Consider the following 19962-nt stretch of genomic DNA (forward strand, 5'->3'; position numbering starts at 1 on the left):
TTTTATGAGTGCCGGAAGCTGCTTTAGAACAAGCCCTGTCCAAGTTACCGAGAAACACCAAAAAGCCCGCTCGTGATTGCTCAGCAGCGGGCTCTTAACAGAAGATTACCGTGTATAAGTGCGTGGCCGGGATTCAGCCCATTCCAAAAAATTTCTTGAGCTTCTTGAAGGCGCCCGTCTTCTGGTCAAGCTGCATCAGCGGCACCGCGTCGCCAAGAATACGCCGGGCAATATTACGGTAAGCAATCGCTGCCAAGGAGTCCGGGTTCATTACGGTAGGCTCTCCGTTGTTCGCCGCCCGGATGACCTGCTCATCATCTGGCACAATTCCGATCAGATCAATATTAAGCACCTGTAGAATATCCTCAATATCGAGCATATCCCCGGATTTCACCAAGCCCTGACGGATACGGTTAACCACCAGCTTCGGAGATTCCACATGCGACTGCTCCAAGAGACCGATAACCCGGTCTGCATCCCGTACTGCAGCATGCTCTGGAGTAGTGACCACAATCGCTTTATCGGCACCGGCAATCGCATTGCGGAAGCCATGCTCGATACCTGCCGGACAATCGATCAGAATATACTCATATTCCTTCTTAAGTTCAAGAATGATGTCCTTGACCTGCTCCGGTGTAACTGCGGTCTTATCCTTGGTCTGGGCTGCGGGCAGCATGTACAGCTCATCGAAGCGCTTGTCCTTGACCAGCGCCTGATTCAGACGGCAACGGCCCTCCGCTACATCGACAAGATCATAAATGATCCGGTTTTCCAGCCCCATGACAACATCCAGATTCCGCAGTCCAATGTCCGTATCCACCAGACATACTTTTTTGCCCTGCAGGGCAAGTGCGGTCCCAATGTTGGCTGTTGTGGTTGTCTTGCCAACTCCGCCTTTGCCTGAGGTTACGACAATCGCTTCTCCCATGGAGGCTACACCCCTTTAAAGACATTTAAATCCTGACGTAACTTCACTATATTATGAATTTTGTCGATTTGCATAGCACCGCCTGATAAATAGGCAAATTCCATACTGCTCTCCCGGGTTCCCCATTCATCCGGCGGCCTGCTGATAATCTCAGCAATCCGGAGCTGGGTAGGCGCGAGGAGGGAAGCTGCAATAATAGCCTCCTGGTTACCGTTGATTCCGGCGTGTGCCATCCCTTTGAGCGCTCCAAGAATATAGATATCTCCTGAACAGGTAATGGTGCCTCCCGGATTCACATCGCCGAGGAACAGCAGATTACCCTCATGATGCAGCATCTGCCCCGAGCGGAGCATTCCGCTCATCATGAACAAGGCTTCCGTATCCTTCTCTTCAGGATCTTCAATCGCTTCAACCGAACGGATCAGCAGATTCCCCTGGCTCTTGAGGATATCCAATACCGCCTCTTTATCTTCTTCAGTAACAGCACGGTTGCCCAGCTTAATATCCACATGCACAATCGGTCCGGTCAGAATATTTTGATGGCTGTGCTCCAGCTTGTAGCGAAGCTCGCTTAAGAGATCTTCAAAGGGACACTTGTCGTCTAACAGGAATACCAGGCCATCCTTGATGCCCTTAATCCTTACATGCTTGGATTTAACTGTCATATGCCTGTCCCCCTATCCTCATTCATTCGTGCCGGGCCGGGCAAATTCCTTCTTTGGGCGATAAGAAAATACCGCTGCAGCTTAGGCAGCTTCCTCATCAAGCGTCTCTTTCTTCAGCAGCTCCAGCTGGCGCCGGAGCGGAATGTAGAGAAGCAGGCCTGCAGCAAAATGAATCAGCATAGTAGGCAGCATATGATGTAGTAGCGCCCAATTGTAAGGCTCCTGGCTTAGATTAAATACATTATAAATGGCAAAAAGAATACTGTCCTTCAGCAGGCTGCCCAGCAGCACCGCTGTCATCATCAGAGGCAGCGGCGCGCGGGGAATCTGGAATATCAGTCCGATCAGGTAGGCAGATAAGCCCATGGCAAAGGAATGTGCCCCCAGAATGCGGCCATAGAAGACCACATCATGCAGCATCCCGAAGGATAAGCCCAGAATAAGTGCCGTATGCCGGTGATGGTATACCGTTACGAACAGAATCACGATGAAGACGAGATCAGGAACAATCCGCATCGCCCAGGCATCAGGAATCAGCCAGGGAAGCACTGTGCCTTCCACAATAAATAATAAGAATAACAAAAGTACCAGGACAGGTCTGCGCATCCTCACTATTCTACACGCTCCTCCGTATAGACAACGAAGAGTTCCTTCCAGTCCTGGAATCCTGCCGCTGGCTTGATAATCGCTGTAGAGGTGAACCCGTACTGCCCTACCTTGACTTCTTCCACCGTGCCGATAGGCACACCGCGAGGATATCGTCCTCCAATACCCGATGAGATAATGATATCATCCTTGGCAATCGGATCGCCTACGGGAATTTTGTTCATCAGCAGCATTCCGGTCTGCTGATCATAGCTCTCAATCATCCCAAAGGTCTTGCCTTCCTTGTTAACAGCGGTTGCCGCTATAGGAGGCTGTGAGTTCGGGTCGTTGATATCCATCATTGTCATCAGCTTCACCGTAGAGGTGAAGTTACTTACATTACTTATAACTCCTACAAGCCCCTCGATAGAAGTTACGGACATATTCAGTCTAATGCCATCTTTCGCACCCAAATCAATAACAAGTGTATTATTGCCCGGTTCTGTCGTTACACTGACCACATTGGAGATCAGATATTCATATTTATACATGTTCTTTTGAGCTTTAGTGAATTGAAGATCCTTTTCATATTGTTCATTCTTGGCTTTAATGAAATTAAATTGCGCCTTATCCCGGGCGTACTGCGCAGCCAAAATCTTAAGCCGCTGGTTCTCTTCGGCCAGCTCATTCAGAGTTCCGATATCTTGGAAGAAGCCCGCTACGTATCCAGCGGGCTTGTAGAACAATTTCTGTACGAATCCGGTCGTATCCCTGAGGAAGTTCTCCGGCCAGGACAGGGTCTTTCTCTGCCCCAGGCTGAAGCCCATCAGAACGATAAACGTGACCAGCGTAATCAGCAATATAAACAGTCGTTTATTGTTAAACAGCTTAAACAATCTCGAGCACCCTCTAATAACCGTATTTCTCCAACCTCAGGGGTTGACGTTCACAGTCAGCATGATCCTAGCGTTTGGAGCGGAAGCCTGAACTGCTGCGGCTCTTGAACAGGTGGATATTCTCCAACGCCTTGCCTGTGCCGATTGCTACACAGTCCAGCGGATTCTCAGCCACGATTACTGGCATTCCGGTCTCACGCGCCAGCAGCTTGTCCAGGTTGCGCAGAAGCGCGCCGCCACCCGTAAGCACAATGCCGCGGTCCATAATATCGGCAGCCAGCTCCGGTGGACATTTCTCCAGCGTAACCTTCACAGCTTCAACAATGGCATTCACGGTATCAGACAGAGCTTCACAAATTTCATCGGAGGTAACGGTCAGCGTCTTCGGCAGGCCGGTTACCAGATCTCGTCCGCGGATCTCCATCGTCTCGGCCTTCTCCAGCGGCAGGGCAGAGCCCACATCCATCTTGAGCTGCTCGGAGGTACGTTCACCGATCATGAGATTGTACTGGCGCTTGATGTATTGAATGATAGATTCATCCGCATCATCCCCTGCCACACGTACAGAACGGCTGGTAACAATACCGCCGAGTGAGATCACCGCCACCTCGGTAGTTCCGCCGCCGATATCTACAACCATACTTCCGGTTGGCTCCCATACAGGAAGATCTGCACCGATGGCAGCTGCAAAAGGCTCCTCGATAATATAGGCTTCCCGCGCTCCGGCCTGCTTCGTGGCATCCTCTACCGCACGCTGTTCAACGGCAGTAATTCCGGAAGGTACACAGACCATAACATTCGGATGGCGCTGGAACATCGAGCGCTGCTTCTGGGCCTGGCGGATGAAATATTTGATCATGGTTGCCGTAGTATCGAAATCGGCAATGACCCCATCCTTCATTGGACGGATAGCACGGATGTTGCCCGGTGTGCGTCCGATCATTTTTTTGGCAGATTCCCCTACCGCTTCAATCGTCTTAGTATCAGTATTAATGGCTACCACGGACGGCTCTCTGACAACGATCCCTTTACCGCGCACGTAGACAAGCGTATTCGCTGTCCCCAAGTCAATTCCTAAGTCTTTCGTAAAACCACCTAACATCTTGTATGCTCCTTTTCCTTGTGAATCTGGACAATTGTATTACATATACCCTTTTTCTTTCAAACTTACATAGCTGCTGTCTCCGATAACCAGGTGATCGAGCACATCGATTCCGACAATCTCGCCTGCCTGCATCAGCCTGGAGGTCAGGGAGATGTCTTCAGGGCTCGGCGTAGGATCACCGCTCGGATGATTATGTGCGCATATAATAGCTGCGCTGCTGCATTTCATGGCTGCCCGGAACACCTCGCGGGGATGCACAATGGAGGCATTAAGGCTACCCATGGACAATGTTTCCTGCGCAATAACATGATTCTTCGTATTCAGGAACAGGCAGATAAAATGCTCCTTCTGCAAATAACGCAGCTGTTCGGTCAGAATCTCCGCCGCGTCCTGGGGACTGCGGATAATGACCGGTTCGGTAAGCCGGGAATTCGCCATGCGTCTTCCCAGCTCTATGCCTGCTTTGAGTTGCACGGCCTTGGCGGGGCCGATGCCGTTGATTGTTGTCAATTCTTCAATACTCAGATCCGCCAGTCCGCGGAGACCGCCTGCATGGCTCAAGAGCCGCTGGGCGATATGAATGGCTGATTCACGGTGCGCACCTGTGCGCAGCAGAATAGCCAGAAGCTCCGCCTGACTTAATGATTCCGCCCCATAATGCATCATGCGCTCTCGTGGTCGTTCTTCATGGGGGAGGTCACGCAGCATAAATGATTGCGACTCCATCCCTAACCTTCTTTCTTCGGCTACCCTTACCGGTTCAGCACCGAAATGCCAAACCCGGACAACATGCCGCTTAGCAGTGACAGCGGCAGACCGACCACATTAAAATAGCAGCCTTCAATTTCTTCCACCAGGGTGGCGCCCAGTCCTTGTATCGCGTAAGAGCCGGCTTTGTCGGCAGGCTCCCCGGTCGCTATGTAAGCGGAGATTTCCTCTTCGCTCATTGCTCTCATAGTTACAGAGGTTACCCTATGATCTACCAGGGTACGTCCCTCTGCGGGACCGATGCAGGCCACCCCGGTGTATACCTGATGCGTCCGGCCTTGCAGCATGCCCAGCATTCTGGCGCTGTCCTGTTCGTCCGCCGGCTTGCCGAGCACCATTTCGTCAAGCACAACAATCGTGTCGCTGCCGATAATAACGGCATCCCGGTCTCCGGCAACAGGAATCACGGCTTCTGCCTTACGCAGGGCCAGGTTCCGTACAATAGCTTCAGGGCTCCATTCAGGCGGCGTACTCTCATCAGCATCGCTGGACAGCACCTCGAAGGGCAGGCCAAGCGAGGCTAACAGTTCACGCCGCCGCGGCGAGCCTGAGGCCAGAATAATATGCCGTGTGTTGTTGTCAAGCTCCACTGTAATAAACGTCCCTTCCTGATGCTGCCAGCTAAGGCTACAGTCTGCGGTACAGCCATACGGCTGTAATGATACCGGCAAGACTGAGCAGGCACAGTTTCAAATGGATTGTAATGTCATAGGTTATGATGTCCAAATCGGCTTGCGGCGACCACTTGAGGACAGTCGAGGCTGTAAGAAAAGACAGAGCTTGTACAGGTTCCAGCAGCTTGGCAATCCAGGCTCCAGCCAGCCAGCCCAGAATAAGAAATAACAGCAGTGTTCCTACATTTTTCTTCTTCATTCAAGTCTTCCCTCGCCATTTTTTGACACCCTAATTATTATACGGTGAAACGGAGTTCAATACAAACTCAAAATCCATCCAGGGAATGTTTACCACGTATGCAGGCTGCAGATTTCAGCATAGCTCATGATTACCGCCGGAAATACAGCAATCCCCCGCCGGGCATCTCGTCCGGTACGGGGGATCTTTCAACCTATGGCTGGCGGTGCTTTACGCTTAAGCTGTCAGCTCATGGCGGACAGCAGGCTTTTTTGGCCGGTCAGGAAGCTCATCATGGCCTCCTGCACTTCCCAGAGCAGCCCCTCCGCCTTATTCTTGCTGTATTCATTCAGCGCCGCTATTCCCCGGCTCATGGATTTCTCCAGCCCGTCAGCGGTTCTCTGCCCTTCCGGGGTCAGGCCCGGCTCCAGCGCCTTGACCGCCTGGGTCCACTGCATATGGAGATCACTTACTGCTCCTCCGCCGTTCCCGCTGCCCCCCCCGACAAGCAGGGAAGCAGACAAGCTGCTCAGCTCGCTTAACAGCTGGCTGCTGATTGTGAAATAGCTGTCCACCGCCGCCCCCGTTCCGGTATAGCGGACCTGGTTCACAGCTGGCAGGGACACTTCTCTCACATACAGCTCGATGCCCTGCCCCTTGAGGCCATTGCTGAGCAGCTTGGCCTGCTCACGGTCAGGAGACAGCCCGGCGTACACACGGTTGCCGTCGGCCGGGTCAAGGCCTGCGGCAAGGCCTGCGGTCAGCAGCTCCTGCCGGGCCTGCTCCGCTCCTGCCGGTGTACTGAATACGCCATATTGCAACAGATAATAGCTCTGCGGTGCAACCTGAACCGGAATCTGCGCGCTCACCGCTTCTCCCGTCTGCTCAGCAGGCACACCCGTTATATCTGCTGCGGTACCGCTGTTTGCCGCATTCTGCCCCTGAGTGATCCCCGTCTTAACCGCAGCATTGCCGGGAGCTTTCCCCGTCTCCCCTGTCCCTCCTGTGATGAACGACAGGGCTGCGTATCCGAGCAGAATTCCCGTTCCCAGCGCTCCAGCTATGGACAGTGCGAACTTCCACCAATACGAGGGACGGCGGGTATGGAAGGAGCCACCGGAGCTGTTCCCCTGAGCGCCGGACTGACCATAACTGTCCGGCGCTGATTCCCGGTTATCTTCATACAGCGGATAGTACTCCTCTGCCGAATACAGATCTTCTCCGTCCGCTTCTCCATAGAAGGGATGCTCCTCCGAATCTTCACTCTGTTCCCACAGGTTCCTTGCAGAAGCAGGACGGGCAACAGAATACAGCCCCAAATCATAGTTATCCTCAGGAGCTTTCAGTTTCCGGCGGCTGGAGCCCGGGGGCTTCATGTAGGCTGTCTCTACAGACCGGGGCAATTCCACCTTCTCCAGATCCACAATATATTCATCGGCCTTGGAATAGGAGGATGTCTTAACTCCCCCGCGCTGCACCTTGTCAGTGTCCTTGTCCTCCACAACCACACCGGTTTCGTTCACCGCCCGGAGGTCTGCCGTCTCCATCCGCTGTCTGCCCTGGTCCCCGTCGAACCGGAATGTCATTCTACCGTTATTCAATACCCTCACCTCGCGATCTTCAGTTCTATACTGAAAGATATGAAAGCTGCGAGAGAGATATGCTATTTTAATATATTTACACCAGGCTCAGCACCTTCGCCTTCACGCCGTCTGCTGCATAATGCTTGCTCAGTGTCCGGTAGGCCTGATCCGCGATAATGGAACCAAGCTCCGGCGTCGTCAACAGTGTGATCAGATGCTCGGCAAAGGCAGCCGTTGTTTCTGCCAGCAGAATATTCCGCCCCGGCTCGCAGATCAGCTCCTCTGAGCCCTTCAGGCTGCTGACCACCGGAGTTCGGAGGGCCCAGGCCTCCAGAATCTTGCTCTGACTGCCGCAGTCCTCGCTGCACGAGGCAACCACAGCTCTAGCCCGGCGGATATAATCGGCTGTCTGTATAGCTTCGCCGATGATTAGAATAGAAGAGTCCTTCCGGGCCGCAGCTGCAACCTCAGGATGCACTTCCCCGCTAATCACGCAGCAACGGAGATCCGGCACTGCCACCTGAACCAGCGGGTATACCTTCTTGAAGAACAACAGCGCTGCATTCTTGCCGTGAGTGGAATGCATGTCCCAGTGCAGAACGATGGAGTTATCCTTGGCAGTATCTCCGGCAGCCGCATAAGGGGGTTCGCTCAGATCAATGTACGGCGGAACCACATGCACCTTGCCTGCATCGGCAAAGGATAACGCCTTGAAGGACAACGCCTCTTCTTCTGAAGCGGCGAGCAGCAGGCTGGTCTTGTTCATGAACCGGCGCTCCTCCCGGCGCATTAGGGCATTATTCAGCTTGCGGTAGCCTGTGCTGATTCCCCGCTTGCCAGCCGCCCGGCTCTGCGCCTGTCTGCCATAGGCACGGCGCACGTCGGTGACGATAACCGCACCGGGAAGCAGCGAGGAGACCAGATCCAGCCCATTGCCGAGCATGGCATACGAAACAAACACATGGCTGTAGTCGTGCTGGCTGCACATTTCAGTAATTACCGCCCGCAGAGACTTGTCATTGCCGATCATTGAGGCATCCGTACGGAGCCTGTTCAGTGGAAAAAGCAGGCTTCTGCGGGTGGCCGCAGGCCGCTTCACCTGATGCACGGTCAGGGCCGGACTGCGCAGAATCTGCGTCTCGCGGCGGTGGTGGCAATACTCCAGCAGATCAATATCAAACCGCTCCAGCAGAATATCAAGGAAATTCTCTGTTCTTATGTCTCCTTCCCGGTCTTCCGGCGTATGACTCCGGGCAGAAAGGAACAGCATTCTCTCTCTCATGGCTATAGCTCCTTGGTTCTATGTAAAATGTGTATGAATGTGTACGAAACAAAGAGGCCGAATGACATCCAGCCCAGGAATGTGAAACTTTCGATGTAGATCTATAGTAACGCATTCCCCTGGAGAAGGTTGTCGATTTATGGGGGAAATAATTTTTTTAGCTTTCACACCCCTTCAGACCAGGGAAAGCAGCTTCTCCTTGACACTTTCCGCCTCATAATGTGCCAGCAGAGTCTCGTAAGCACGGTCCGCGAGTACTACTCCTCTTTCGTGATCCTGAAGCAGCAGTGTCACACTATCGGCAAAAGAAGCGGGATCATCGGCAATCATAATATTCCGGGAATGCTCGCAGAGCAGCCCTTCCGCCCCTTTGGAGCTGGAGACGACAGGGATCCTCAGCGCCCAGGCCTCCAGAATTTTCAGCCGTGTCCCGCTGCCTTCCAGCAGTGGAGCAATGACAACCTGCGCCTTGCGTATATAATCCGCCACACTATCCACATATCCGGTAATGACGATAGAGGAATCCTTCAAGGCCAGTGCCGCTACCTCCGGATGCACATCCCGTCCGACAATATACCACTTAATGTCCGGTACCCTCGCCTTAATCAACGGATATACCTCGCGGTAGAAGTAGAGTGCTGCGTTAATGTTAGGGAAGTAGTTCATATTACCTGGAAGGATAATCCACTGCTCTCTGGGAAAAAGCGTCTTGGTCCGGTAATCCTCCATGCGTATGAAATTCGGAATGACATGGACCTTATGCGACTGGCTTGGAGCCAGTGCCTTGAAGGACAGGGCATCCTCTTCCGATGTGGCAAGCAGCACATTAGTCTTGTCCATCAGCTTAAGCTCATCCTTGCGCGTCCATACGGCATTAAGGGAATAGTAGACCTTGGCAATCCCCTTTTTGCCGCCTGCAAGCTGTGCAGATAATCCACTCTCGAAATTATGCGCATCGGTAATAATCACAGTGTCAGGCAGGGAGCGCTGTACAATGTCAATGCAGCAACCCAGCAGACTGTGCGAAATAAATACATGGCTGTAGGACTTCCGGCTGCAGAGCTCAATAATCATCGCCTTCATATCCACATCGACATGGCTCATATACGAGCAATTCCGCCAGGTATATAAAGAACGGAGAAGCGCTCTGCGGTAGCTGACCGTACGCTCCACTTCATGCACCGTAAGTGACGGCAGTCCCTCCGGCGTCCCTGTCTTCCGGGGATTGGCGTAGGTGATAAGCTCTACCTCATACTTGGCGAGCAGAAGCTTCAGAATATTGCCCGTTCTCAGCTTGCCCCCGCTATCCTGCGGATACGGATTCTCTGCGGAAATGAATAGCAATGGTTCCTTCATGGCTTGTTCTCCTACTCTCCATTGATCTATTACCCGGGACTGCCCAGGACATCTAGGATCTATTACCCAAGTTCGGGTGTTTGACCACGCAGTTCCTTCCCCGCTGCCGAACTGGCGCTCAATCCTGCGATTCTATGGGGAATATAGTAACTTCGTATGCAAAAAAACGGCCCTACACTCCCTATTAAAGGAATGTGGAGCCGTTTCTGTAATCAACACGATGCTATCTTACCGGTTCTTCAGGTTGTCTGCCAGCGCATAAGCGACCTTCCAGATATCGCCTGCACCCATGGTGATGACCAGATCACCGGGAGCAATGCGGTTCTGCAGGTCTGCCAGCACATCTTCCTTTGTCGGCAGATGCCGTGCACCGGCGTTGCTGTTCTGTACAATTAGCTCTACCAGCTTGGCAGAGGTAACTCCCTCGATCTGCTTCTCACCCGCAGGGGAGTAGATATCGGTGATAATCACTTCGTCCGCTTCGCTGAACGCGCGGCTGAACGCATCCAGCAGGAAGAAGGTACGCGTGTAGCGCTGCGGCTGGAACACGGCGATAATGCGTTTGCCGGTTGCCTTGGCGGCGCTGATCGTAGCCTGAATCTCTGTTGGATGATGCGCATAATCATCAATGACGAGAATCTCGTCAACCTCGCCCAGCACCTGGAAGCGCCGTTTGGCGCCGTGGAATTTCACAATGGCAGCGGCAATGGCTTCAAAGGAAATGCCTGATTTCAGACAAGAAATCACTGCCGCCATAGAGTTATACAGATTGTATTGTCCCGGAATAGAGAGCTCGATACGGCCTAATACCTCTTTTCCATGATTCATGGTATAGGATACCTGCCGGTCACCGAGGACAATATCAGTCGCCGTATAATCGGCCGTTTCTGATTCGATCCCATAGCTGATCACTGTACCTTTTACCTTAGGCAGCAGGGATTTCAGATTCTCATCATCTGCACACACGATAGCTGTTCCATCCTCGCGCAGCTGATTCATGAACTGAACATAAGCATCCTTCAGCTTGCCGAAGTCGCCGCCGTAGTTCTCCAGATGATCAGCTTCAATGTTCGTAACGATTCCCAGCCAAGGATGGTATTGCAGGAAGGAGCCGTCACTCTCATCGGCCTCCGCGACGACGAATTCCCCTTGTCCCGCTTTGGCATTCGTGCCGACATTCATAATCTCCCCGCCGATAATATAGGTAGGGTCCACGCCGCAGTCTTCCATGACCAATGCGATCATAGAGGAGGTGGTAGTCTTGCCATGCGCTCCGGCAACAGCTACACCCTTCCGCTGGTTCAGCAGCCGCGCGAGCATCTGCGAACGGTGCAGAATCGGAATCTTCAGCCGCTCCGCTTCCACCCACTCCACGTTATCTGCTGCAAGCGCCGTAGAATAGACGACCAGATCTGCACCTTTTACCTGTTCCGCCGTATGCCCGATGAAGACCTTGGCACCCTTGGCAATTAATTTCTCCGTTAACTCTTGTGCAGCTACGTCTGAGCCCGTAACTGTATATCCCATCTCCAGCATCACCCGGGCAATCGCGCTCATGCCATAGCCGCCGATCCCTATAAAATGCACACGTTCAGTAGTATCCAACAGTTCGTCACCAGCCTTTTTCAGAATCGGGTTGCCGTAAAAGCGTACTGCGCACATCAGAAATCAAATACAGCGTTCCGGACACAACCGCAAGGTCATCGTCCGCTGTGATCGTCTGCAGCTTCTGCAGCGCCTGGCCCCAATTACGTTCTACTATAATTTCCAAGTTGTCCTTGGCATACTTATTCCGCAGACTCTCTGCAATAGCCTGCAGATCTTCCGCGTCCATTTTCTTACGGAAATCCGGTTCGGTCAGGATGAGCGTATCCACTATAGGCAGTATATGCTTAAGATACGACTCGTGATGCTTATTTGCCAGCATCCCCATGAGCAAATTTAATTTACGGTAAGGCTGGAACTGCGGAAGACTCTTCGCAAGGCTCTCTGCCCCTTCCGGATTGTGCGCGCCGTCCAGAATAATTCTGGGTGAGGTACTCACTTCCTCCAGTCTTCCGGCCCAGAATGTGCCGCGAAAGCCCTCCAGCACATCCTCGTCCTCCAGCATGAAGGCCATATACTGCCGCAGCACCTCAAGCGCCATCATCGCCCCGGCCGCATTCTCCAGCTGGTGTTCGCCCTTCATGGCAATATCCAGCTCAAGCCCCCGGAACGGCCCGTTGAAGGTGAAGTGCTGGTAGCCGTCTCTCTGCTTAACCTTACTATAGCTGAAATCTTCTCCGGCTAAATAGAGTGTCGAACGGGTAGATGCCGCCTTGGCCTTCAATACAGCTACAGCTTCCGGCTGACTCACACAGCTGACTACAGGAACGCCCGGCTTAATAATCCCAGCCTTCTCGCCGGCAATCAGCGTAAGCGTATCTCCCAGCACATCGGTATGATCATGTCCAACATTAGTGATGACTGATATAACCGGAGTAACAATGTTCGTTACATCCAGCCTTCCCCCAAGCCCCGTCTCCCATACGACTACATCGGGATAACAGACTTCGCCGTAATAGAGTATCGCCAGCGCCGTCGCCACCTCGAACATGGTCGGTGAGCCCAGCTCACTGCCCGCAATCTCCTCGACCAGCGGACGCAGCTGATTGGCAAGCTTCAGCAGAGTCTCCTCGGGAATATCCGTCCCGTTGTACTGGAACCGGTTCGTGAACTTCGTGATATAAGGAGAGGTAAAGGTCCCCACCGAATATCCGCTCTGAATAAGGGCCGAGGTCAAAAAGGCGCAGGTCGATCCCTTGCCGTTCGTCCCGGCCACATGAATGAACTTGAGCTTGCGGTGCGGATGTCCCAGCTTCTCCATCAGCAGCTCTATCCGCTCCAGACCCGGCCGGATTCCAAAAGGAATCAGACTGTTGATCCAGTCTACCGCTTCTGTATAAGAACTTAAGGGAGCGGCAGCGCCGCTCCGGATGATCTCTTCCATGTCTGTTATCCTCTCAGCTCTGCAATACGGGCCAGCACTTTCTCGCGTCTGTCGGAATAGTCCGCCTGCTTCGCCCGTTCCTCTTCGATGACTTTTGCCGGAGCTTTGGCTACAAAGCCCTGATTACTGAGCTTCTTCTCCACACGCTCCACTTCGTTGTTCAGGGTCTGAACTTCTTTTTCAAGACGGATAATCTCCTGGTCGATATCGATCAGACCGGACAGCGGCAGAAGCAGTTCCGCTCCGGTAACCACGGCGGACATCATTTTATCCGGCGTCTGCGGCGCAAGACCTGCTTCGAACGAAGAGGTGTTGCAGAAGCGCCCGATGTAATTGTCGTTGCGGGAAATAATGTCCAGGGTGTCCTGGCTGCCGGCTTTGATAATCAGTTCGACCTTCTTGCTCATTGGCGCATTCACTTCCGCGCGGATACCGCGAACGGCCCGGATGATATCCATCAGCAGGTTCATCTCTGACACTGCCTGCGGATTCTCAAGCGCCGCATCGTACTTCGGCCATTCGGCCAAGGTGATGGATTCGCCCTGATGCGGCAGATGCTGCCAGATCTCCTCCGTAATGAACGGCATGAACGGGTGAATCAGGCGCAGTGTGCGGTCCAGCACGTAAGCCAGAACGGACTGGGTCTTGGCCTTGGCGGCTGCGTCCGCTCCATATAGCGAGAGCTTGGCGAATTCGATATACCAGTCACACAGATCATCCCAGATGAAGTTGTAGAGCAGGCGGCCAGTCTCGCCGAACTCGTACGAGTCAATTAGACGCGTAATATCGCGGGAAGTTTCGTTCAGGCGGTGCAGAATCCAGCGGTCCGCTGTGCCAAGCTCACCTGTAATGTCGATATCTTCAAAGGCTACGCCTTCCAGATTCATCAGCGCGAACCGGGAGGCATTCCAGATCTTGTTGGCAAAATTGCGCGCCTGCTCTACCTTTTCCATCCGGAACCGCAGATCCTGTCCCGCTGTACTGCCGGTAGTAATCATATAGCGCATGGCGTCAGCGCCGTACTGCTCGATAACATCCAGCGGATTGATGCCATTGCCGAGAGACTTGGACATCTTGCGTCCTTCGGCATCGCGTACGAGTCCGTGCATCAGCACATCGGAGAACGGCTTCTGTCCTGTGAATTCCATGGCTGAGAAAATCATGCGCGCTACCCAGAAGTAGATGATATCGTAGCCGGTAACCAGTACGTTGTTCGGATAGTAGCGCTGATAGTCGCTGCTGTCCCCGTCAGGCCAGCCTAAGGTAGCGAACGGCCAGAGATTCGAGCTGAACCAGGTATCCAGAACATCTTCATCCTGCTTCAGGTCGGACAGTCCGCTGATGCGGCGTGCTTCTTCTTCATCATGTGCAACTACAATCTCCCCGGTGGATTCGGAGTACCAGGCCGGAATACGGTGGCCCCACCACAATTGGCGGGAGATACACCAGTCGCGGACATTCTCGATCCAGTTCAGGTACGTCTTCTCGAAGCGGTCCGGCACGAAGTGAACTCCGTCTCCGTCCTTCTGTGCGGCGATGGCTGCTTCTGCCAGCGGCTGCATTTTGACGAACCACTGGGTGGACAGATAAGGCTCTACTACGGCCCCGGAACGTTCACTGTGTCCTACCTGATGTACGTGATCCTCAATGGAGATCAGCACGCCTTGCTCCTTCAGGTCCGCTACGATGGCCTTACGGCAGTCGCTGCGGTCCATTCCCTGGTAGGCGCCTGCTTCCTCATTCATCACTCCGCCTTCATCCATTACATTGATCTGCGGAAGGTTATGGCGGACTCCCATCTCGAAGTCGTTCGGATCATGGGCCGGTGTAATCTTAACCGCACCGCTGCCGAAGTCCTTATCGACGTATTCATCGGCAATCACGGGAATCTCACGTAAGGTAATCGGCAGAATCAGCGTCTTACCGATCAGATCCTTATAACGCTCATCCGAAGGGTGTACCGCTACCGCAGTATCGCCCAGCATCGTTTCGGGCCGTGTGGTAGCCACCGTGATATGGCCGCTGCCATCCTTAAGCGGGTAACGCAAATGGTACAGATGACCGTTCACTTCTTTGTATTCAACCTCGATATCAGACAGCGCTGTACGGGCAGCCGGGTCCCAGTTAATAATCCGCTTGCCGCGATAGATCAGGCCCTTCTGGTACAGCTCCACAAATACCTTGCTTACTGCCTTCTTCATTCCATCATCAAAGGTAAACCGCTCGCGGGAGTAATCCAGAGACAGGCCCATCTTGGCCCATTGGTCATGAATCGTCTCTGCGTACTGGTCTTTCCAGGCCCATACCTGCTCCAGGAACTTCTCGCGCCCCAGATCATGGCGGGAGATTCCCTGCTGTCGCAGCTTCTGCTCTACCTTGGTCTGCGTAGCAATGCCTGCATGATCCGTACCCGGCAGCCACAAGGTATCATAACCCTGCATCCGCTTGGTTCGAATCAGCACATCCTGAAGCGTGAAATCCAGTGCGTGTCCGATATGCAGCATTCCTGTTACATTCGGCGGCGGAATAACGATGCTGTAAGGCTCCGCATCCGGCCGCTTGCCGGCTTCGAAGAAGCCGTTCTCCATCCAGTACGCATACCATTTCTTCTCTGCCGCTCCCGGATCATATGTAGTCGGCATGTCGCTCTGCTTGTGATTAGCTGCGGCGGTATCTTCTGCCGCTTCCTGCTGGTTCGGCAGCTCTGCTGCTGCATTGTTATTATCAGCCATTGTGAACCCTCCACTGTTAATGTATTGAGTAGCTAGTGGTTTCTGAGAATACAAAAAGGCCCTTCGTCTCAAAGGACGAAAGGCCATTCTTTCGCGGTACCACCTTTGTTTCGCGCCAACAAAAAATAAAACTCTGCCTTAAGTCCCCTTACAGGTTCCTGAAGCTTAGCGCGACACTTCTGCAGATAACGGCTGCGTCCGGCCGCATCCTAACCGGTCTTCAGGATGAAGACAAGCTCAGAAGGGCAACTCCGGGGCGACTTCGGGGGCTGCATCCTGCGGAAATTCACACCAATAATAATTCCGCTCTCTGAAGGGCTGACCGCCTACTCTTCCCGTTCCCAGTCTTTATGCTAGTTATTACTTAGTTCAATAATACATTCAGTATTATCCCTAGTCAACCAGCATATGCACTAAACGGCAGGCAGCAGTTAAGCCGCAGCGCTTACTCCCCGCTCCAGATCACCTGAACCACATTGAAGCCCTGGTTGCTGCCTGTTCCGGGAGCTCCATCCAGTGTTACGGCGAACTTGCTTCCAACATCAATAATGGAGAAGGCCGAGGCTGAGACCTCCTCTGTTTTGGAGGTTGCTCCTTTTTGCACGAAATAGTCCTTATACGTATTGCCGAGCGTCTCCAGACTCTGCTTCGTGCGGTAGCTGAAAGTCGCGGACGGCGTACCGGTCGCCGAGCCTTCGATCAGATCAAATATCTTCGCATCGGCCGGAAGCGGGAAGTCCGCCGGCAGACTCTTCGGACGCTTCACGGAATCCGCTGGTGTTCCTGCGGACGAGCCGCCGGAGGAGACAGCCGGGGCAGCCGCATCGCCGATGATTACCCGGCTGGTAGCAGCGTCGTAAGTGACAGCGGTGTTCAGCGCTTCGCCGATGGAGCGTACAGGCAGATAAGTAATGCCGTTGTAGGTAATCGGGGCGAGGGTTTTGCCGTTGCCGTCTTTGGGCGTGTACGCCTGGCCATTCACGACGATCCCGATTTTGTTGTTCAGGAGCGCCTTGATCTCCTGCAGATTACTGGCGGCGTAGACACCGGCCGAGACTGTGAGCGTCAAGCATAGTGCGGCCGCAGTGGCTGCCACTTTTTTCTTCATGTGAGTTATCATCCTTCCAGAAGTGGTGTACCAGCGCATAGCTGCCTGAATGTGTAATGTATGTAGGCCGGTAGTGACTATTACCCCCGGCTGAACGGTTTGTAAACCAAAAGCGGATTTCACAAAGAAAACAGGAACAGCCCCATCCATAAGGCAAGGGCTGTTCCTGTTAAGCCTGAATTCTCCGCACACCGTCAATCTCAAGGAATGTATAAGACCTGTCCCTCTTCTACAATCTGGCCGGACAGCCGGTTGTACATGGTCAGCTCCCGGGTGCTAAGCTGATATTTCTCGGCAATGGTATCCAGCGTCTCTTCCCGCTGCACGATGCAGAGCCGTACCTTGCGGAACAGCTCCGTTCCGCCCATGCCGCCGATGAACCGGCTCTTCCACGCTGTATCATTGCCGGCCTCAGGGATAGCCTCCGCTACAGAGTCAATATTGCCCGAGAGCAGCTCCTCCTGCTCTCTGTTGGCGCGGCTTGCGCTGAGCAGCGAGGAGAAGGTGAGCGGCTCCTTCTCCGCGGCTCCCGGTTCTTTTTTGCTGCCAAGGGCAACCTTGAGATCCTGCTTCTCCTCCTGGGGAGCCAGAGATTCCGCAGACAGGAAGACTTCATTGTCTGTGGCCTGAATCTCCTCTGCCGTCTCCACCTCTTCGTTCCCGGCAAACAGCGCAGCAGCATCGTTGGCAGCGGAGGTAAGCACCGGCTCCGGCTGCGTGGCGGCATGAAGCTTCGCATTGCCCCAATGATCCACTGTGTTCAAGGCAGCGGTGCCTGTCTGAAGCGTGGTGTCTTCTTGAAGCGAGCCGTTCACAGCCGCTGGCGCCGTCTTCTCTCTGGAGGTGAGGAAGTGGCCGGAGACCGGATCAGCCGCCGGCTTGCTGCCTGCCGATGAAGCCGTATCCAGGCTATGGGTTCTTACTCTGGGTTCCTTGTCCTTCAGAGGTGTGGTGAGATAGGCAGCGGGCTGGGTGTACGCAGCGTCTTCCGCATACAGCGGCCCAGCTGCAGCCTCAGCCGGATCAGCAGCGTTCTGATCTTCTTCAGAGCCCTCTGCTGCTCCTTCGCCATAGGTCCAGAGCGAATTCTCATACAGGCTATCATTCTCCGGACTGCGTAATTTCTCCTCAGCCGCCCTACTGTCTCCTGCCTCCGGCGAATACGCTACCGTGTATTCCTCCTGCTGCCAGGCCGGCTGTGCATCTGCACTTCCGATTCCGCGCAGCGAGAGCACTCCGGTAATGTTGACGGTTCGCATCGTCAGCAGATCAATATCGAAATTCTCGATCTCCACCCCTATGTCATCAAGTGAGCTGACCCGGGTCAGCGGAACAGTGATTTCAACAGGAATTGCATGCTCCAGACGCTGTGTAAGGTCATCCTCCCCCCGGTAGAGTCCGGTGAGCAGCAGTTGACCGTGCAGCTCGGCCCGGTCCTCCCGCTGGATGACCTGGATGTCGGGAACCAGCTCGACTTCCTCCAGCTCTGCTATTCCCGGAAGCTCTTCCGAAAGGTGAATGCGTTCATAAATATCAAACCGCAAGCCATGGGACTGGTCAAACACGGGAAATGTCCTCCTTCTTGGCATAATCTATCCCTGAGACAAGCCCAGAGTATAAGCCCAAAATGTTACTCCCCTCATGTATATGCTTCAATCAGGCAGGCATGACAACTTTGCCGCTTCAATTGCGGACAGCGTCTATCCCAGGGGAGGAAGGGCAGTACGTGCATCAGGAATAGTGTAGTGCTGTGGAAGCTTGACACGCAGCGTTACGGCAAGCGGATTCCCCGGATCACACTCGTTAAGCACATCCGCCGGATGAAAAGCTGCCGGAAGCGTACCCGAGCCCGGCTCTTCCTCAAACCGGAGGTGATCCGGAATTCCCGGCCGCAGCCTGACCGCTCGCTGGTATACATTCAGCGTACCCGCAGCCATGACATCCAGCGACCGGGTCTGCTCTGCCCACTCTCTGGCCTGGAGGCCGGTGCGTCTTCTCAGCTCCACATCCCCCAGCAGCTGCTCGATCTGCAGGGCAAGCTGCGCGGCATCTCCGGGAGGAACAATCCAGCCCGTCTCCCCCTGCCGGACCATCTCCGGCATGCCTGCGGTTCCGGCGACAATCGGCGCGATCCCGGCAAGCTGTGCTTCCGTAACCGAGAAGGGCTGCGTGTCCTGGAGGGAGGGCTGCACATAGATGTCGGCAGCCCGGAGCGCAGCCGGAATGTTGTTCAGCTTCCCGGTGAAATGGACCTTCCCCGCGATACCCAGCCGGCGGGTCTGCTCCATGAGCTCCTCCAGGAGGCTGCCGATTCCGGCCACCGCACAGATCCACTGCTGACAGCGCTGCTCTAGAATGCCTAGCGCCTCTATCAGTACATGTACTCCTTTGATATATTCAAGACGTCCGGCAAACATGATCACAGGGATTCCTTCTGCAAATTGAAGCGGCGGCGTCTCTGCAGCCCGGGCGGCATATTGGTGCAGGTCCAGCCCGTATGGCAAGGTATGAATACGGTCCGGGCTGACTCCCAGGCTCTGCGTGAGCTGTCCGATCCACTCCGAAGAGACCAGAATCTGGTCGGCCGCCCTGGCACCCAGCGTCTCAAGCCTGCGGAAATAGCTCCAGATCGGCCGCTGTTCATATTCCTCCCGGGTCAGCCCGGGCTCAAGTCCCTTGTACTCATAGAAGGTCTCCTTGGTCAATGCCCCATGAACACTTGAGACCAGCGGAACGGGACGGCGCATAATCCGCCGCAGCGCGTACGAGGCTATAGGGTCCTGGGCATGAATAACATCATATTCCTCCAGCCCCAGCACAGCGGCTCCGCCCTCAAACACATAACGCCCCAGCTCGAAGCTGAAGATGCCATGCTCCAGATGCAGCGAGGGGAACCGGCCGATATCAAGCTGCGGCAGCAGAAGCGAATAGAACGTTTTTTTATCAAAAGACTCGGTCCGGTTCAGCAAATACAATGTATTGTTCTCCACATGGCTGCCCATCACTGTAACGGAATGCCCCTGCTCGCCCAGCTTATCTGCCAGCTGCTTCATATACGTCCAAATCCCGCCCATATTGGTGAGACCCCAGTAGGTGACCAGCAATATCTTCAT

At 54.1% G+C, this 19962-nt stretch carries 17 protein-coding genes and 1 other annotated feature; all 17 genes read right to left on the reverse strand.

Going from position 1 to position 19962, the window contains the following annotated elements; translation table 11 throughout:
* Positions 1-133: 133 nt before the first annotated feature.
* Positions 134-928, reverse strand: a complete 795-nt coding sequence (minD, locus tag NST43_RS24045; RefSeq protein WP_209993970.1) for a septum site-determining protein MinD — start codon at positions 926-928, stop codon at positions 134-136.
* Positions 929-933: 5 nt separating this feature from the next.
* Positions 934-1593 carry a septum site-determining protein MinC gene (minC, locus tag NST43_RS24050; RefSeq protein ID WP_209993971.1) on the reverse strand — a complete coding sequence of 220 codons (660 nt, stop codon included), beginning with the start codon at positions 1591-1593 and terminating at the stop codon, positions 934-936.
* A gap of 81 nt (positions 1594-1674) precedes the next feature.
* Entirely contained in the window at positions 1675-2205 is a 531-nt protein-coding gene (gene mreD / locus NST43_RS24055) for a rod shape-determining protein MreD (RefSeq protein ID WP_209993972.1), read from the reverse strand.
* Entirely contained in the window at positions 2205-3074 is an 870-nt protein-coding gene (gene mreC / locus NST43_RS24060) for a rod shape-determining protein MreC (RefSeq protein WP_339219833.1), read from the reverse strand. The genes mreD and mreC overlap by 1 nt, the downstream gene beginning before the upstream one ends.
* 67 nt (positions 3075-3141) lie before the next feature.
* Complete coding sequence (locus NST43_RS24065) at positions 3142-4176, reverse strand: rod shape-determining protein (protein WP_209993974.1); 1035 nt, start codon at positions 4174-4176, stop codon at positions 3142-3144.
* A 39-nt stretch (positions 4177-4215) separates the two neighbouring features.
* A complete protein-coding gene (radC, locus tag NST43_RS24070; RefSeq protein ID WP_209993975.1) occupies positions 4216-4905 on the reverse strand; it encodes a DNA repair protein RadC in 690 nt (229 codons plus the stop codon).
* Between the two features lie 26 nt (positions 4906-4931).
* A complete protein-coding gene (locus NST43_RS24075) occupies positions 4932-5537 on the reverse strand; it encodes a nucleoside triphosphate pyrophosphatase (RefSeq protein ID WP_209993976.1) in 606 nt (201 codons plus the stop codon).
* A 37-nt stretch (positions 5538-5574) separates the two neighbouring features.
* On the reverse strand, positions 5575-5820 hold the full coding sequence (locus NST43_RS24080; protein WP_036698966.1) for a DUF4321 domain-containing protein: 246 nt from the start codon (positions 5818-5820) through the stop codon (positions 5575-5577).
* Between the two features lie 224 nt (positions 5821-6044).
* On the reverse strand, positions 6045-7385 hold the full coding sequence (locus NST43_RS24085; RefSeq protein WP_339219834.1) for an SPOR domain-containing protein: 1341 nt from the start codon (positions 7383-7385) through the stop codon (positions 6045-6047).
* 91 nt (positions 7386-7476) lie between these two features.
* Complete coding sequence (locus NST43_RS24090) at positions 7477-8664, reverse strand: glycosyltransferase (protein ID WP_209993978.1); 1188 nt, start codon at positions 8662-8664, stop codon at positions 7477-7479.
* Between the two features lie 174 nt (positions 8665-8838).
* On the reverse strand, positions 8839-10020 hold the full coding sequence (locus tag NST43_RS24095; protein ID WP_209993979.1) for a glycosyltransferase: 1182 nt from the start codon (positions 10018-10020) through the stop codon (positions 8839-8841).
* 228 nt (positions 10021-10248) lie between these two features.
* Complete coding sequence (gene murC / locus NST43_RS24100; protein WP_209993980.1) at positions 10249-11625, reverse strand: UDP-N-acetylmuramate--L-alanine ligase; 1377 nt, start codon at positions 11623-11625, stop codon at positions 10249-10251.
* Between the two features lie 7 nt (positions 11626-11632).
* Entirely contained in the window at positions 11633-13009 is a 1377-nt protein-coding gene (locus NST43_RS24105; RefSeq protein ID WP_339219835.1) for a folylpolyglutamate synthase/dihydrofolate synthase family protein, read from the reverse strand.
* Between the two features lie 5 nt (positions 13010-13014).
* The gene (locus NST43_RS24110) at positions 13015-15651 is read right to left on the reverse strand and encodes a valine--tRNA ligase (RefSeq protein ID WP_339225517.1); all 2637 of its coding nucleotides are present in this window, start codon (positions 15649-15651) and stop codon (positions 13015-13017) included.
* A 158-nt stretch (positions 15652-15809) separates the two neighbouring features.
* Positions 15810-16093 (reverse strand) — a binding site (T-box leader).
* A gap of 93 nt (positions 16094-16186) precedes the next feature.
* Positions 16187-16849: a stalk domain-containing protein gene (locus NST43_RS24115; RefSeq protein ID WP_209993983.1), complete on the reverse strand. Its 663-nt coding sequence runs from the start codon at positions 16847-16849 to the stop codon at positions 16187-16189.
* A 200-nt stretch (positions 16850-17049) separates the two neighbouring features.
* Positions 17050-18414, reverse strand: coding sequence for a LysM peptidoglycan-binding domain-containing protein (locus NST43_RS24120; protein WP_209993984.1), 1365 nt, complete (start codon positions 18412-18414; stop codon positions 17050-17052).
* 135 nt (positions 18415-18549) lie between these two features.
* Positions 18550-19962, reverse strand: a complete 1413-nt coding sequence (locus tag NST43_RS24125) for a glycosyltransferase family 4 protein (protein WP_339219837.1) — start codon at positions 19960-19962, stop codon at positions 18550-18552.

The sequence above is a fragment of the Paenibacillus sp. FSL H8-0332 genome (assembly GCF_037963835.1).
GTDB lineage: Bacteria > Bacillota > Bacilli > Paenibacillales > Paenibacillaceae > Paenibacillus_AQ > Paenibacillus_AQ rhizoplanae.

Coding starts and splice junctions, on each gene's coding strand:
- NST43_RS24065 (WP_209993974.1), bottom strand. CDS start 4,176: ATGTTAGGTGGTTTTACGAAAGACTTAGGAATTGACTTGGGGACAGCG.
- NST43_RS24105 (WP_339219835.1), bottom strand. CDS start 13,009: ATGGAAGAGATCATCCGGAGCGGCGCTGCCGCTCCCTTAAGTTCTTAT.
- minD (WP_209993970.1), bottom strand. CDS start 928: ATGGGAGAAGCGATTGTCGTAACCTCAGGCAAAGGCGGAGTTGGCAAG.
- radC (WP_209993975.1), bottom strand. CDS start 4,905: ATGGAGTCGCAATCATTTATGCTGCGTGACCTCCCCCATGAAGAACGA.
- NST43_RS24090 (WP_209993978.1), bottom strand. CDS start 8,664: ATGAGAGAGAGAATGCTGTTCCTTTCTGCCCGGAGTCATACGCCGGAA.
- NST43_RS24080 (WP_036698966.1), bottom strand. CDS start 5,820: ATGAAGAAGAAAAATGTAGGAACACTGCTGTTATTTCTTATTCTGGGC.
- NST43_RS24115 (WP_209993983.1), bottom strand. CDS start 16,849: ATGAAGAAAAAAGTGGCAGCCACTGCGGCCGCACTATGCTTGACGCTC.
- NST43_RS24095 (WP_209993979.1), bottom strand. CDS start 10,020: ATGAAGGAACCATTGCTATTCATTTCCGCAGAGAATCCGTATCCGCAG.
- NST43_RS24125 (WP_339219837.1), bottom strand. CDS start 19,962: ATGAAGATATTGCTGGTCACCTACTGGGGTCTCACCAATATGGGCGGG.
- NST43_RS24085 (WP_339219834.1), bottom strand. CDS start 7,385: ATGACATTCCGGTTCGACGGGGACCAGGGCAGACAGCGGATGGAGACG.
- NST43_RS24110 (WP_339225517.1), bottom strand. CDS start 15,651: ATGCCGACTACATATGATCCGGGAGCGGCAGAGAAGAAATGGTATGCG.
- minC (WP_209993971.1), bottom strand. CDS start 1,593: ATGACAGTTAAATCCAAGCATGTAAGGATTAAGGGCATCAAGGATGGC.